This is a genomic window from Rhodopseudomonas sp., assembly GCF_013377015.1.
In the GTDB taxonomy this organism is placed as follows: Bacteria; Pseudomonadota; Alphaproteobacteria; order Rhizobiales; family Xanthobacteraceae; genus JARJEH01.
In genome coordinates, this window is the sequence record NZ_JACABA010000001.1 from 715,218 (window position 1) to 728,016 (window position 12,799).

General features: G+C 66.8%; 14 protein-coding genes. 6 read left to right on the forward strand and 8 right to left on the reverse strand.

Annotation, left to right across the window (positions count from 1 at the left end; all coding sequences use genetic code 11):
- Positions 1-91: 91 nt before the first annotated feature.
- Genes pgsA through prmB form a run of 4 tightly spaced genes read left to right on the forward strand, consistent with a single transcriptional unit; the run spans position 92 to position 2,504 of the window.
- Positions 92-709, forward strand: coding sequence for a CDP-diacylglycerol--glycerol-3-phosphate 3-phosphatidyltransferase (pgsA, locus tag HXX15_RS03485; protein WP_296512696.1), 618 nt, complete (start codon positions 92-94; stop codon positions 707-709).
- Positions 706-957 carry a molybdopterin converting factor subunit 1 gene (gene moaD, locus HXX15_RS03490; RefSeq protein WP_296512698.1) on the forward strand — a complete coding sequence of 84 codons (252 nt, stop codon included), beginning with the start codon at positions 706-708 and terminating at the stop codon, positions 955-957. Before pgsA ends, moaD begins: the two co-directional genes overlap by 4 nt.
- A gap of 27 nt (positions 958-984) precedes the next feature.
- Positions 985-1,452 carry a molybdenum cofactor biosynthesis protein MoaE gene (locus HXX15_RS03495; protein ID WP_296512701.1) on the forward strand — a complete coding sequence of 156 codons (468 nt, stop codon included), beginning with the start codon at positions 985-987 and terminating at the stop codon, positions 1,450-1,452.
- On the forward strand, positions 1,452-2,504 hold the full coding sequence (prmB, locus tag HXX15_RS03500) for a 50S ribosomal protein L3 N(5)-glutamine methyltransferase (protein WP_296512703.1): 1,053 nt from the start codon (positions 1,452-1,454) through the stop codon (positions 2,502-2,504). Before HXX15_RS03495 ends, prmB begins: the two co-directional genes overlap by 1 nt.
- 163 nt (positions 2,505-2,667) lie before the next feature.
- On the opposite strand, the gene rsmD is transcribed toward prmB, so the two are convergent.
- Positions 2,668-3,225: a 16S rRNA (guanine(966)-N(2))-methyltransferase RsmD gene (gene rsmD, locus HXX15_RS03505; RefSeq protein WP_296512705.1), complete on the reverse strand. Its 558-nt coding sequence runs from the start codon at positions 3,223-3,225 to the stop codon at positions 2,668-2,670.
- Positions 3,226-3,229: 4 nt separating this feature from the next.
- On the reverse strand, positions 3,230-5,416 hold the full coding sequence (locus HXX15_RS03510) for a pseudouridine synthase (protein WP_296512707.1): 2,187 nt from the start codon (positions 5,414-5,416) through the stop codon (positions 3,230-3,232).
- Between the two features lie 162 nt (positions 5,417-5,578).
- Between HXX15_RS03510 and HXX15_RS03515 the strand changes: the two genes are divergently transcribed.
- Positions 5,579-6,025 (forward strand): nucleoside deaminase, encoded by a 447-nt coding sequence (locus HXX15_RS03515; RefSeq protein ID WP_296512709.1) that lies wholly within the window; start codon positions 5,579-5,581, stop codon positions 6,023-6,025.
- 134 nt (positions 6,026-6,159) lie between these two features.
- Here HXX15_RS03515 and HXX15_RS03520 read toward each other — a convergent pair whose 3' ends face one another.
- From HXX15_RS03520 to HXX15_RS03545, 6 genes are all read right to left on the reverse strand, one after another.
- A complete protein-coding gene (locus HXX15_RS03520) occupies positions 6,160-7,065 on the reverse strand; it encodes an alpha/beta hydrolase (protein ID WP_296512710.1) in 906 nt (301 codons plus the stop codon).
- Between the two features lie 178 nt (positions 7,066-7,243).
- Positions 7,244-8,527, reverse strand: a complete 1,284-nt coding sequence (gene purD, locus HXX15_RS03525) for a phosphoribosylamine--glycine ligase (RefSeq protein WP_296512712.1) — start codon at positions 8,525-8,527, stop codon at positions 7,244-7,246.
- Positions 8,528-8,612: 85 nt separating this feature from the next.
- Positions 8,613-9,131 carry a hypothetical protein gene (locus HXX15_RS03530; protein WP_296512713.1) on the reverse strand — a complete coding sequence of 173 codons (519 nt, stop codon included), beginning with the start codon at positions 9,129-9,131 and terminating at the stop codon, positions 8,613-8,615.
- Positions 9,132-9,160: 29 nt separating this feature from the next.
- Positions 9,161-9,460: a transcriptional regulator gene (locus HXX15_RS03535; RefSeq protein ID WP_296512715.1), complete on the reverse strand. Its 300-nt coding sequence runs from the start codon at positions 9,458-9,460 to the stop codon at positions 9,161-9,163.
- Positions 9,461-9,463: 3 nt separating this feature from the next.
- Positions 9,464-10,015, reverse strand: coding sequence for a hypothetical protein (locus tag HXX15_RS03540; protein ID WP_296512717.1), 552 nt, complete (start codon positions 10,013-10,015; stop codon positions 9,464-9,466).
- Complete coding sequence (locus HXX15_RS03545; protein WP_296512718.1) at positions 10,012-11,019, reverse strand: alpha/beta fold hydrolase; 1,008 nt, start codon at positions 11,017-11,019, stop codon at positions 10,012-10,014. The genes HXX15_RS03540 and HXX15_RS03545 overlap by 4 nt, the downstream gene beginning before the upstream one ends.
- Positions 11,020-11,159: 140 nt before the next feature.
- Between HXX15_RS03545 and xseA the strand changes: the two genes are divergently transcribed.
- A complete protein-coding gene (gene xseA / locus HXX15_RS03550) occupies positions 11,160-12,785 on the forward strand; it encodes an exodeoxyribonuclease VII large subunit (protein ID WP_296514800.1) in 1,626 nt (541 codons plus the stop codon).
- Positions 12,786-12,799: the final 14 nt, after the last annotated feature.

Here is a 12,799-nt window from a genome sequence, read left to right on the forward strand (position 1 = left end):
CCCACTCCTGGTCTTCACCTTTTCCTGAAACCGAGCGGATAGGCCGCCTCGGGAGGTTGACCTTCAAGCGCGGGCAGTATTGGTAACTCAGATGAACAATGTTTCGACCAGAAGGTCGGCGAAGCATTCGCTGTCTCTTCCAAATCTTCTGACCTACGCCAGAATCGCTGCGATCCCGGTGGTGGTCGGCTGCATCTATGCGCAGTCGATCATGGACGGCCCGCTGTGGCTGCGCTGGCTCGCGTTGGCGGTGTTCATCGCCGCAGCGGTGACGGATTTCCTCGACGGCTACTACGCGCGAATTTGGGATCAGCATTCGGCCTTCGGCCGGATGCTCGATCCGATTGCCGACAAGCTGCTGGTAGCATCCTGCCTGTTGATGTTGGCGGCCGATGGCATCATCCACGGCTGGACGCTGTGGGCGGCGATCGTGATCCTGTGCCGGGAAATCCTGGTCTCAGGCCTGCGGGAATATCTCGCGGCATTGCGGGTCAGCGTGCCCGTCACCAAGGTCGCCAAGTGGAAGACCACGATCCAGCTGATCGCGATCGGGTTCCTGCTGGCGGGCGAGGCCGGCGACCAGGTGCTGCCGTTCACCACCCAGCTCGGCCTGCTGCTGCTGTGGATCTCGGCGATCTTCACCATCTATACCGGCTACGACTATTTCCGCGCCGGCATCCATCACCTCATCGAAGAGGATGAACGATGAAGGTGAAGTATTTCGCCTGGGTCCGCGAACGCATCGGCTTGGCTGAGGAAACGGTGGAGCCGCCGGCTGGGGTGCGCACCGTCGGCGACCTGATCGACTGGCTTGCGACCCGCGGCGATGAATACGCGCATGCATTCGAGACCCCGGGCGTGATCCGCGCCGCGATCGATCACACCCATGTCAAGCCGGACATGACGATCGCCGGCGCCCGCGAGATCGCCTTCTTTCCGCCGATGACCGGCGGCTGACCTTGCGGCAGCACTGGCGATAACGACATGACGGTTCCGGTGACCATCCGTATCCAGGACGCCGATTTCGATATCGCGCGCGAAATCGAAGCGTTGACCCGCGGCCGCACCGACATCGGCGCGGTGGTGAGCTTCTCCGGGATCTGTCGCGGCAGCGAGGCCGACCAGGATATCGCGGCGCTGACGCTGGAGCACTATCCCGGCATGGCCGAAGCCGAGATCCAGCGCCATGTCGACGACGCGCTGTCGCGCTGGCCGCTGACCGGCCTGACCGTCATCCACCGCGTCGGTCGCCTTGTGCCGGGCGACAATATCGTGCTGGTGCTGACCGCATCGGCACATCGACAGGCGGCGTTTTCCGCCGCGGAGTTTCTGATGGACTATCTAAAAGCCAATGCGCCGTTCTGGAAGCGCGAGGAGCGCGCCGATGGCTCGACCTGGGTCGAGGCGCATCACCGCGACGATGAAGCTGCAGCCCGCTGGGAAAAGAACTGATGGCCAAAATGAAGAAGAGCAAGATGGCAAGAGCCAAGACCACAAAAGCCACGACAGCCAAAGCAAAGGTGGGAAAAGCCAAGGCACCAAAGGCCAAGGCGGGACAAGCCGCCAAGCCGGCGGCGAAAAGCCGCGAGGCCGCGGCGGCATTTCCCAAGGTCGCGCCAGGCGAACTCCGCACCCTGTTCGATTTCGTCCGCTACGCGGTCAGCCGCTTTGCCGAAGCCGATCTGGCGTTCGCGCACGGCACCACCGATCCGGTGGCGGAAGCCGCGTTCCTAGTCTGCGACACGCTGAACCTGCATCCCGACCAGTTCGACATCTTCGCGATGGCGCGGGTCACCGCTGCGGAAGCCGAACAGCTGCTCGAGGTGATCCAACGCCGGGTCACGACCCGGAAGCCCGCGGCCTATCTGGTCAACAAGGCCTACATGCTGGGGCTGCCGTTCTATATCGACGAACGGGTGATCGTGCCGCGCTCCTTCATCGGTGAAATTCTCGGCTCGCATTTCGACGGCGGTGACGGCTCGCTGATCGAGGACCCCGAGGCGGTCGAATCCGTGCTCGACCTCTGCACCGGCTCCGGCTGCCTCGCCGTGCTGGCGAGCCAGCGCTTTCCCAATGCGCGGATCGACGCGGTCGATCTGTCGCCGGACGCGCTCGAAGTCGCCGCGCACAATATCGACATCTATCAGCTCGACGATCGCGTCACGCTGCTGCAGGGCGATCTGTTCGCCCCGCTCGGCGACGCCCGCTACGACCTGATCATCTCCAACCCGCCCTATGTCGACGATGAGGGCATGGACGATCTGCCCGACGAATGCCGCTACGAGCCGGAACTCGCCTTCTACGGCGGCGCCGACGGGCTCGATCTGGTGCGCCGAATTCTCGCCGAGGCCAAACAGCATTTGACGCCGCAGGGCGGCCTGCTCTGCGAAATCGGCCGCGGCCGCGACAACATCGAAGCCGCCTTCCCCGACCTGCCGCTGCTGTGGCTCGACACCGAAGAGTCCGAAGCCGAAGTGTTCTGGATCGCGGCGGTAGATCTGTAGGACGCTCTTCACCTTAATCGCGCCGCGCGCTCAATCCTCATGGTGAGGAGCCCGCCCCTTGGCGGGCGTCTCGAACCATGAGGCCAGGACGCATCCTCATCCTTCGAGACGCCGCGCAAGATGCGCGGCTCCTCAGGATGAGGGGTCGTGCGCAGCGAGAGACCTACGCGCTGAATTTCAGAAACGTGAATTCGGTGTCGTCATAGGCGCGGCGTTCGAGTTCCGCGAAGCCTTCGGGCGCGACGAAGCCGGCGTCCCTGGCCTCCTCGACCACCACGAGCGCCTCGGGGACCAGCCAGCCGCCGTCGCGTAGCGAGGCCAGCGCCTTTTCGGCGAGTTTCATACGGTACGGCGGATCGAGAAACACCAGCCCGAACGGCTCCATCGGATGCGCCGGGCCGAGATTGCCGGCGTCGCGGCGATACACCTTGGTGACGCCGCCGAGCCCCAGCGCCTCGACATTGGCGCGCAGCAGTGCCCGCGCTTCCGCGCCGTTGTCAACAAACAGCGTGAACGCCGCGCCGCGCGACACCGCCTCGATGCCGAGCGCGCCGGTGCCGGCGAACAAGTCGAGCACGCGCGCGTCCAGCATCGGGTTGTCGTAAGCGTGCATCAGGATGTTGAACAGCGACTCGCGCAGCCGGTCCTGGGTCGGACGAATCTCGCGCGACGCCGGCGCCACGATGTTGCGGCCCTTCAGCCGTCCGCCAACCACGCGCATCGTGTCACTCGTCGCGCGGCTTCAGGTCGCGCTTGCCCTTGTAGGGGCGGGTCGGGCGGCGCGGCGGGCCGTAGCCGCCGGCTTCCGCCTCGTTGCGGGCGCGGGATTCGTCGCTGCCGGTGCGCTGCACCAGCACGCGGCGGCCCTTGCGGTCTTCCACCGCGCCGCGCTTGAACACCGGCTTCTTGACCACGACGGGATCGAGATCGGTATCGCCCTTGCTGGCGGTCGGACGGCCAAAATCGGCACCGGCGAGAGCGGCGACCTTCTCGCCGAGCTGTTCGCGCAGCACCCTTGTCTTGACCTCCTCGACCTCGCCCTCCGGCAGTTCGCCGAGCTGGAACGGACCGTAGGACACCCGGATCAGCCGGTTCACCTCGAGCCCGAGATGCGCCAGCACGTTGCGGACTTCGCGGTTCTTGCCTTCGCGGATCGCGAATACCAGCCAGACATTGGCGCCCTGGTCGCGCTCCAGCTTGGCGTCGATCTCGCCGTATTTGACGCCATCGACCTCGACGCCCTTGCGCAATTCGTCGAGCTGCGCCTGCGTCACCTCACCATGGGCGCGAACGCGATAGCGCCGCAGCCAGCCGGTTTCGGGCAATTCCAGCGCCCGCGCCAGGCCGCCGTCATTGGTCAGCAGCAGCAGGCCTTCGGTGTTGAAATCGAGCCGGCCAATAGAGATCAGCCGCGGCAGGCCTTCCGGCAGATTGTCGAACACGGTGGGCCGGCCCTCCGGATCCGAATGCGTGGTCATCAGGCCGCGCGGCTTGTGGAACAGGAACAGTCGGGTGCGCTCGCGCGGCGGCAACGGCTTGCCATCGACGGTGATGACGTCGCGCTCGGTGACGTCGAGCGCCGGCGAATTGATCTGGCGGCCGTTGACCGAAACGCGGCCCTGCGTGATCCATTCCTCGGCATCGCGGCGCGAGCACAGCCCGGCGCGCGACACCACCTTGGCGACCCGCTCGCCGGCCTTTTTTTCCTTCGGCGGACGCGCGACGCGTTTTTCAAAATCCGGCTTGCGTTCGCGATAGGCGCCACGGCCGCCGAACGCCGGGCGCTTGGCGAACACCTTGCTGTCGTCTTCGTTGTCGCGGCGCGGACGCTCGGCAGCCGCATCGTTGCGCGGATGCTCGTGCCAGTCGCCGCGCGGCTCGCGGGGCCGGTCGAATTTCGGGCGCTCGCGGACCGGCCGATCGCCGACCGGGCGATCCTCGCGCGGACGGGAAAACCGCGGACGCTCGGCGCGCTCCTCGCGCGGCTTGTCGAAACGCGGCTTGTCGAAGCTGCGCTCGCCGTCGCGCGCGGGGCGCGAATTGCGTCCGGCATGATCGGGCGACGAAGCGTCGCGCTTCTGCCACGGCTTGGTCTCGCCGCGATCGGGACCGCGATCCGGGCGGCTGCCGAAATCCTTGCGCGGGCCGCGATCCGGCGCGCCGCGACCGAATTTGCGCTCGCCGCCGAATTTCTTGTCGCCGTCGCGCGACGGTCGTGCGCTGAAAGGACGGTCGCCCGACGGCCGCGGCCGATCGCCGTCCTTGCGGAAGCCTTCGCGCGGCGCGTAAGGGCGTTTCTCGCCAGCACCTTCGCGGGGGGTGTAAGGGCGCTTCTCGCCAGCGCCCTCGCGCGGCGTATACGGGCGTTTGTCGCCAAATTTCTTGTCACCGAATTTCTTGTCGGCGAACCGAGCCGCCGGTCGGCCCTCGCTACGCGCCTCACCGCGCTCGCTGCGCGGGGTGTAGGGACGCTTGTCACCGCCACCCTCGCGTGGCGTGTAGGGACGCTTCTCGCCACCGCCTTCGCGCGGCTTGTAAGCCCGCTTCTCGCCGCCGCCGTCGCGCGGGGAAAACTCCTTGCGCGGGCCGCGATCCGGGCGGTCGCCGCCGCTACGCGCGGGGCGCGGCGAATCGGAAAAATCCCGGCGCGGCGGGCGCGCGTCGTCGCGGCGCGGCGCCGACCCTTCACGCTTGCCGGCGTAGGGCTTACCCGGTCCGGAATACGGCTTGGTGCCGTAGCTCTTGCGCTCACCGCCGGCGTCGGCCGGCTTGGCGACGTAGCTGCCGGCCTTCTTGGCGAATTTCTTCTCGGGGCCGCGGGCGGCGCCGGAGCGGCCCTTGCCACCACCGGATTTGCCGCCGGGCGGTCGGCCGCGCGAGGGGCCGTTGTTTTTGTCGTTGTCGCGGGGCATGACTGGTCTCACTTGCGTCGTCGGAATGGCGATCAGGCTGACGGGAACGGGCTCGCGCGACGCTGACGCGCGCTCTTTGACCAAGGCGCAATGTCACGCAAAACCGGCATCCACTTTTGCTGAATGCGCCCTCCTAGCAGGTTTTTCGGGTTGATACGAGATATGACGGCAGCATCTTTCATGGATTTGGCGCTGAAAGCGGCCGAAATCGCGCAAATTGCCGGAGAAGTGCCGATCGGTTGCGTGGTCGTGCGCGACGGCGAGGTGATCGCCAGCGCGGGCAACCGCACCCTGACCGATCGCGATCCGACCGCCCATGCCGAGATCGTGGCGATCCGGGACGCCGCGCGGCGCATCGGCAGCGAGCGATTGGTCGACTGCGATCTCTACGTCACGCTGGAGCCGTGCACGATGTGCGCCGGCGCGATTTCGTCCGCGCGGATCCGGCGGCTGTACTACGGCGCAGCGGATCCCAAGGGCGGCGCGGTGGACTCCGGCGTGCGGTTCTTCGCACAGCCGACCTGCCATCACGTGCCGGAAGTGTACCCGTCGGTCGGCGAGACCGAGTCAGCGACGCTGCTGCGGGAGTTCTTCAAGGCGCGGCGGTGAGGGCCGCACTGCCGTCATCACCCGCGAAAGCGGGTGACCCAGTAACGGCTGACGCCTGCGAGTACTGGGTGCCCCGCTTTCGCGGGGCATGACAGTAGAGAGCGTGGCGCGTCGGTGCGCTGTCTCGAACGCCGTCACGTCGTCGCAAAGAATTCCAGCAGCGCTTTTACCGTCGCCTCCGGATCTTCCTCGGTGAGGAAGTGTCCGGAATTGACCGGTCCGCCCCGCACGTCGGTCGCCCATTTCTTCCAGGTGTCGAGCGGCGTCGCGACGGATTGCGCGATGCCGGCGTCGCCCCACAGCGCCAGCATCGGCACCGCGATCTTGTGGCCGGCGTCATGATCGGCCTTGTCGTGTTCGAAATCGGCATAGGCGCCGGCACGATAATCCTCGCACATCGCGTGCAGCCGCATCGGATCGTTGAACGCCGCGAGATAGTGCTGAAGCGCCCTCGGATCGAACGCGCTGAGATCCTTGCTCTTGCTCCAGCTCGCCAGCTTGGTCTTCAGGAAAAAATCCGGGTTGGCGCCGATCAGCGTTTCGGGCAGCGGCGCCGGCTGTGCCAGGAAGCTCCAATGATAGATCTTGAGCGCGTAGGCGCGGTCGATCCGCATCCAGTATTCATAGGTCGGCAGGATATCGAGCACCGCGAGCTTGCTCAGCCGGCCGGGATGATCGAGCGCCATCCGATAGCTGACGCGGCCGCCGCGATCGTGGCCGGCCAGCGCGAACCGCACATGGCCGAGTTGCTCCATCGCGTCGATCAGCTGCGCTGCCATCGCGCGCTTGGTGTAGGGCGTGTGATCGGCGTCGCTCTCCGGCATATCGGACCAGCCATAGCCCGGCAGATCGGCGATAATCAGGGTGAACTTCTCCGCCAGGCGCGGCGCCACAAGGTGCCACATCACATGGGTCTGCGAGAAGCCGTGCAGCAGCAGGAGCGGCGGTCCCTTTCCGCCGACGCGAGCGAAGATTCGGCCGGACCGGGTGTCGATCCACTCGGACGCATAGCCGGGAAACAGGTCGGCGAGGTCGGGCATGGCGGATTCCTCAATCACTTCGAGCGAGCACGACGCAAGATCCTCATCCTGAGGAGCGGTCCGAAGGACCGCGTCTCGAAGGATGAGGCCGCCCCCACCCTTCGAGACGCGCGCAAACGCGCGCTCCTCAGGGTGAGGGCGGAACAACTCCACTAGCTGCCGCGACGTGACAACCCAACTACTTGCCGCGGCGTTCCCGCGCCACCGCCTGCCAGCCGATGTCGCGGCGGCAGAATCCCTCGGGCCAGTTGATCACCCCGATCGCCTCGTAGGCGCGGCGCTGCGCTTCGGCGACGGTCTTGGCCGAGGCGGTGACGTTGAGCACGCGGCCGCCATTGGCGAGAATCCAGTCGCCCGACGCGATGGTGCCGGCGTGGAAGATCTCGACGCCTTCGATTTTGGCGGCGCGGTCGAGCCCGGCGATGCGGGTGCCCTTCTCGTAGGCGCCGGGGTAGCCCTTCGCCGCCATCACCACGGTCAGCGCCGGATCGGGAAACCAGCGCAGGCTGAAATTCTTCAATTGCCCGTCGCAACAGGCGAGCAGCGCCGGCACGATGTCCGACATCATCCGCAGCATCAGCACCTGGGTTTCCGGGTCGCCGAAACGGACGTTGTATTCGATCAGCTGCGGACCGTCCTCGGTGATCATCAATCCGGCGAACAGCACGCCCTTGTAGGGCGTGCCCATTGCGCGCATCGCCCGCAGCGTCGGGGTGATGATCCGGTCCATGGCCAGTTGGCAGATCGCGTCCGTCATCACCGGTGCCGGCGAATAGGCGCCCATGCCGCCGGTGTTCGGCCCCTTGTCGCCGTCAAAGGCGCGCTTGTGATCCTGCGCTGTGGCCAGCGGCACCGCGTGCTCGCCGTCGCACAGCACGAAGAACGAGGCTTCCTCGCCGACCATGAACTCCTCGACCACGGCCTCGGCGCCGGCTTCGCCGAAACCACCGCCCAGCATCATGTCGATCGCGGCCTCGGCTTCCGGCAGCGTCATCGCCACCACCACGCCCTTGCCGGCGGCTAGGCCGTCGGCCTTGATCACGATCGGCGCGCCCTGGGCGCGGATATAGGCCTTGGCCGCGTCCGAATCGCTGAACCGCTCATAGGCGGCGGTGGGAATAGCGTGAGCCTTGCAGATGTCCTTGGTAAAACCCTTGGAGCTCTCCAGCCGCGCCGCCGCCTTGCTGGGACCGAACGCCTTGATCCCGGCGGCTTCGAGATCGTCGACGATCCCGGCGGCCAATGGCGCTTCCGGCCCGACCACCACCAGATCGACGGCGTTGGCCTTGCAGAACGCGATCACCGCGGCGTGGTCGGCAATATCCAGCGCGACGCAGGTCGCCTGCTCGGCGATGCCGGCATTGCCGGGCGCGCACCACAATTTGGTCAACAGCGGCGACGCCGCGATCTTCCACGCCAGCGCATGTTCGCGCCCACCTGAACCGAGCAGCAGAATATTCATCGACAAGCCAGACCCGGAACGCGGTGGACGATGCGCGAGGGTGTAGCATGGCCCGGGCGCACCGCAACAAGCCGCGGCGCGAAGCTCACAGGGAGATTGGGCGATCCGTCGCGAGGCCGGCGGATTTCGCCCGCCAGGCCCTGACCAGCGCGATTCCCCAGCCGAGGAAATAGCCCGAGCAGGCACCCGAGACCGCCTGGCCGGCGATCGCGACACCGGCGAACGCATCCAGCTTCATCGCCGCCACCACCGCGACCGCATATTGCAACAGGAACACCGTCAGGTTGCGAACCAGCGGCACGACGCTTCCCGGGCGCACGACATTGCCCTGTTCGTCGACATCGATCGCACCGGCGCCGCGAATCAAAGCGACGGTCAGGAATACGGCCGCCGCCGCAAACCAGATCAGCACCAGGCTTGCCGCCTTGCCGCCGAGGACAAGGCGGGACAGTCCCATCAGCAGGAACACCGCCGGCACGATCAGGACGCGCCAGATCGGCCGGGTCGTCGGCCGCAGTGCCTGACCGCCCTGCCAGGCGAGGAAGGCCAGCAGCGCGAACACCCAGATCGGCGTGTTGACGAGAATTTGCATCGCGGTCTGCATCGCTTTGTTTCCTGTCTGATGGTTGCGGCTCAGGTCGGCGGCATCGCGATGATGTCGCGCAATGTCGCAACATGCCGGGCGAAGGCGCCGCGACCGACGACGGTGACGGTCACGGTGGTCTGCGGCTTCTTGCCGACAAAGGCTTTGTCCACCGCGACGTAGCCGGCCTTGGCCAGCGTCTCGATATGCGCGCCGAGATTGCCGTCGGTCGCGCCGGTGAGTTTCTTCAGCCGGGCGAATTCGAGCCCCTGCCCAGCCGGCAGCGCGTTCAGCGCCGCCATGATCCGCAGCCGCAGCGGCTGGTGAATGATATCGTCGAGTTCGGCCATGGCTCAGCTCCGGCGCATCCAGAGGCCGCCGAGCATCAACCCGCCACCGTTCACCGCCGCCATCCACAATTCGAACCACGGGCCGAGATACGCATAGCCGATCAGTGTCAACGCCGCGGTCGTGAGCCCGATCGCCACGAAGACGTTGCCGACCCAAAGTCCGACGATGACGTAAGCGAGCATGAAATACAGCGGCCAGAACGTGCCGGTCTCGCGGGGGCCGAAATGCCCCAGCCAGCAGGCGAAGGTGCCGAAAGCGATGAACAGCACGAAGGCGGCGACCGCGCGGTGATCGAAGCTCCGCACGCCGGTGCGCGGAGCGGTCACCGTGCTGATCAGGAACGAACCGCCGGTGCCGACGACGTAGATTGCGATCCACGACGCATCGGCGTAACGCGGCCAGGCGAAGGTGATGAGATGTCCCACCAGCGTCAACGCGCCCCACAGGATCATCATCAGGCTGGCGCGCTGATAGGTCAGTGACTGCCGCACCCGCCGGGCGATGTCGTCGATCTCCGACAGCGCGGCGGCGGCCGCTTTCGCATCGATCGTCATGTCCCCGCCCCGGCGCTGGCGACGTCGTCGGCGATCGCCGACACCGCCGCCGGATCGCTGACGATGCCCATGTGATTGACGCCCTTCACCAGCCGAACCACGGCCGACGGCACGACGCTGCGCACCGCGGTGTCGTATTTGTCGGCAACCATCAGCTCGTCATCCGTGCCGGAGAAGACCGTGATCGGTCGGGTCGCCGCCGCAAGATCGGTGCGGAAGTCGGCATGGGTGCCGAAATTGCTGCGCAGCCGTTCGGTGTAGCTCGCCACCAGTCGCCCTTCGGAATGCGGCGGCACCGCGAAGGCCACAACGGGCAACGCGTCGCAGCAGTTGATGCCCAACTTGTGCAACAAGATCAGCCCGACAATGCGCGGAACATCAGCGTTGGCCCAGCCGCCGGTACCCGGGCGGGTGGTCGGCGCGTCATAGCCCAGATAGGGCGCGAGCAGCACCGTGCGCGCGAACAAGTTCTGGATCTTCGAGCCGGCGACCCGCAGCGCAAAGCCGCCACCCGAGGAGTGGCCGATCAGCGTCAGCGGCGCGGTCGGGTTGGCTTGCCTGATCACCGCGACCAGTTCGGCCAGATCGTCCTCGAGCTGACCGACATAGCCGATGTCGCCCCGTGTGCCGGAAGCGCCATGGCCGCGAATATCCACCGCGTAGGTCTGCACGCCGCGCAGCGCCAGCGCCGAGGACAGTGCGTGGATCGTGGTCCCGCTCGACCCTGACGATCCGTGGACGACGACGGCGATTCGATCGGTCGCCGCGCTACGCGCCGGATAGTGACGGTAAGCGAGCGCCGTGCCGTCGCGGCCCTGGAAGCGTTCGAGTTCGGGTAGCCCCGAGAAATCCACCGATTTACGGGCGTCCGAGATCGAGGTCAGTTCCGGCGGATGCTCAAGCGGCCAACCGACCAGCCCGGCCAGAATCAACGCAACGAGGCCGGTGGCGGCGAGGCCCCAGCGGATGGTCTTCAAACTCCCGGAAACGATGGTGGCGACCATTGTCAAAACCTCCCTGAAAAGCGTCCGACTGATTATTTACAGAGAACTCTGTAATACAGAGTTGAAGCTCTGGCAAGGGTTGATGGCGGCGACCGCCAAAAATCCCTACCTTGCAGACCAACCTGAAAGTCGCCGAATCGATGGCCAAGCTGCTCGCGCCCGATACCCTTGTGAATGCTCCGGAATTCACCGTCACCGAGCTGTCCTCGGCGCTGAAGCGGACGGTCGAGGACGCCTATGGGCATGTCCGGGTGCGCGGCGAGATTTCCGGCTTTCGCGGGCCGCATTCCTCCGGCCACTGTTATTTCGCGCTGAAGGACGAAGGCGCCAAGATCGAGGCGGTGATCTGGAAGGGCGTCCACAGCCGGATGCGGTTCAAGCCGCAGGAAGGCTTGGAAGTGATCGCCACCGGCAAGCTCACCACCTATCCCGGCTCCTCGAAGTACCAGATCGTGATCGAGGCAATCGAGCCCGCCGGGGTCGGCGCACTGATGGCCTTGATGGAAGAGCGCAAGCGCAAGCTCGGCGCCGAAGGTCTGTTCGACGAGGCGCGCAAGCAGCTGCTGCCGTATCTGCCGGAGGTGATCGGCGTGGTGACGTCGCCGACCGGCGCGGTGATCCGCGACATCCTGCATCGTCTCGAAGATCGCTTCCCGCGCCACGTGCTGGTGTGGCCGGTGCGGGTGCAGGGCGAAGGCTCGGCCGAACAGATCGCGGCCGCGATCCACGGCTTTAACGCGCTGCCGGAGGGCGGCAAGATCCCCCGGCCCGATCTGCTGATCGTGGCGCGCGGCGGCGGTTCGCTGGAGGACCTGTGGTCGTTCAACGAAGAGATCGTGGTCCGCGCCGCCGCCGAAAGCATGATCCCGCTGATCTCGGCGGTGGGGCACGAGACCGACATCACGCTGATCGACTTCGCCGCCGACAAGCGCGCGCCGACGCCGACCGCGGCCGCCGAGATGGCGGTGCCGGTGCGCGCCGAATTGTTCGTCGAGGTCACAAGTTTGGCGCGTCGCACGATGCTGTGCTGGCAACGCGCCCAGGAATCGCGCCGCAACGAACTGCGCGCCGCGGTGCGCGCGCTGCCGGCGGCCGGTGAGTTGCTCGCAATCCCGCGGCAGCGGCTCGACGGCGCCGCGGCGGCGCTGCCACGCGCGCTGAAGGCCAACACCCACGCGCATCATCGCCGCTTCGCGCAGGCCAGCGCCGGCCTGACGCTACGAGTTCTGCGCGATCAGGTCGCGCATGCGGCACATCGGCTCTCCGTGAGCGGCGAACGGCTGACGCACGGCGCCCGGGCCGGGCTGCGGCAGCGCCGCGAACGCTTCGCCGGGCTTGAGATCAGGCTGAAGGCGTCGAAGCTGGCCAATGCGCAGGCGCAACGCGTCCGGATCGGCAGCGAGCGCGAACGCACGGTTCGCCTCGCCGAGCGAGCCCGGCGCGCGCTATCGACGCTGATCGAACGCAAGCAGGCCCGCGTCGCGCATGCCGGACAATTGCTCGCCGCGCTGTCCTACCGCGGCGTGCTGGCGCGTGGCTTTGCGCTGGTGCGCGACGCCCAGGGGCAGTCGATCCACGCCGCCGCCGGCATCGGCGCGGGCGCGAGACTCAGCCTCGAATTTGCCGATGGCCGTGTTGGCGCGACGGCCGACTCGGACGGAGCGGACGCGACCCGTGCGGCGAGGCCGGCCGCAGCGAAGCCCGCCTCCAGCGCGACCGCTGCAAAGCGCAGCGCCAAAGCGGTCGACCAGGGATCGCTGTTCTAGCCAGCAGCAAGCAC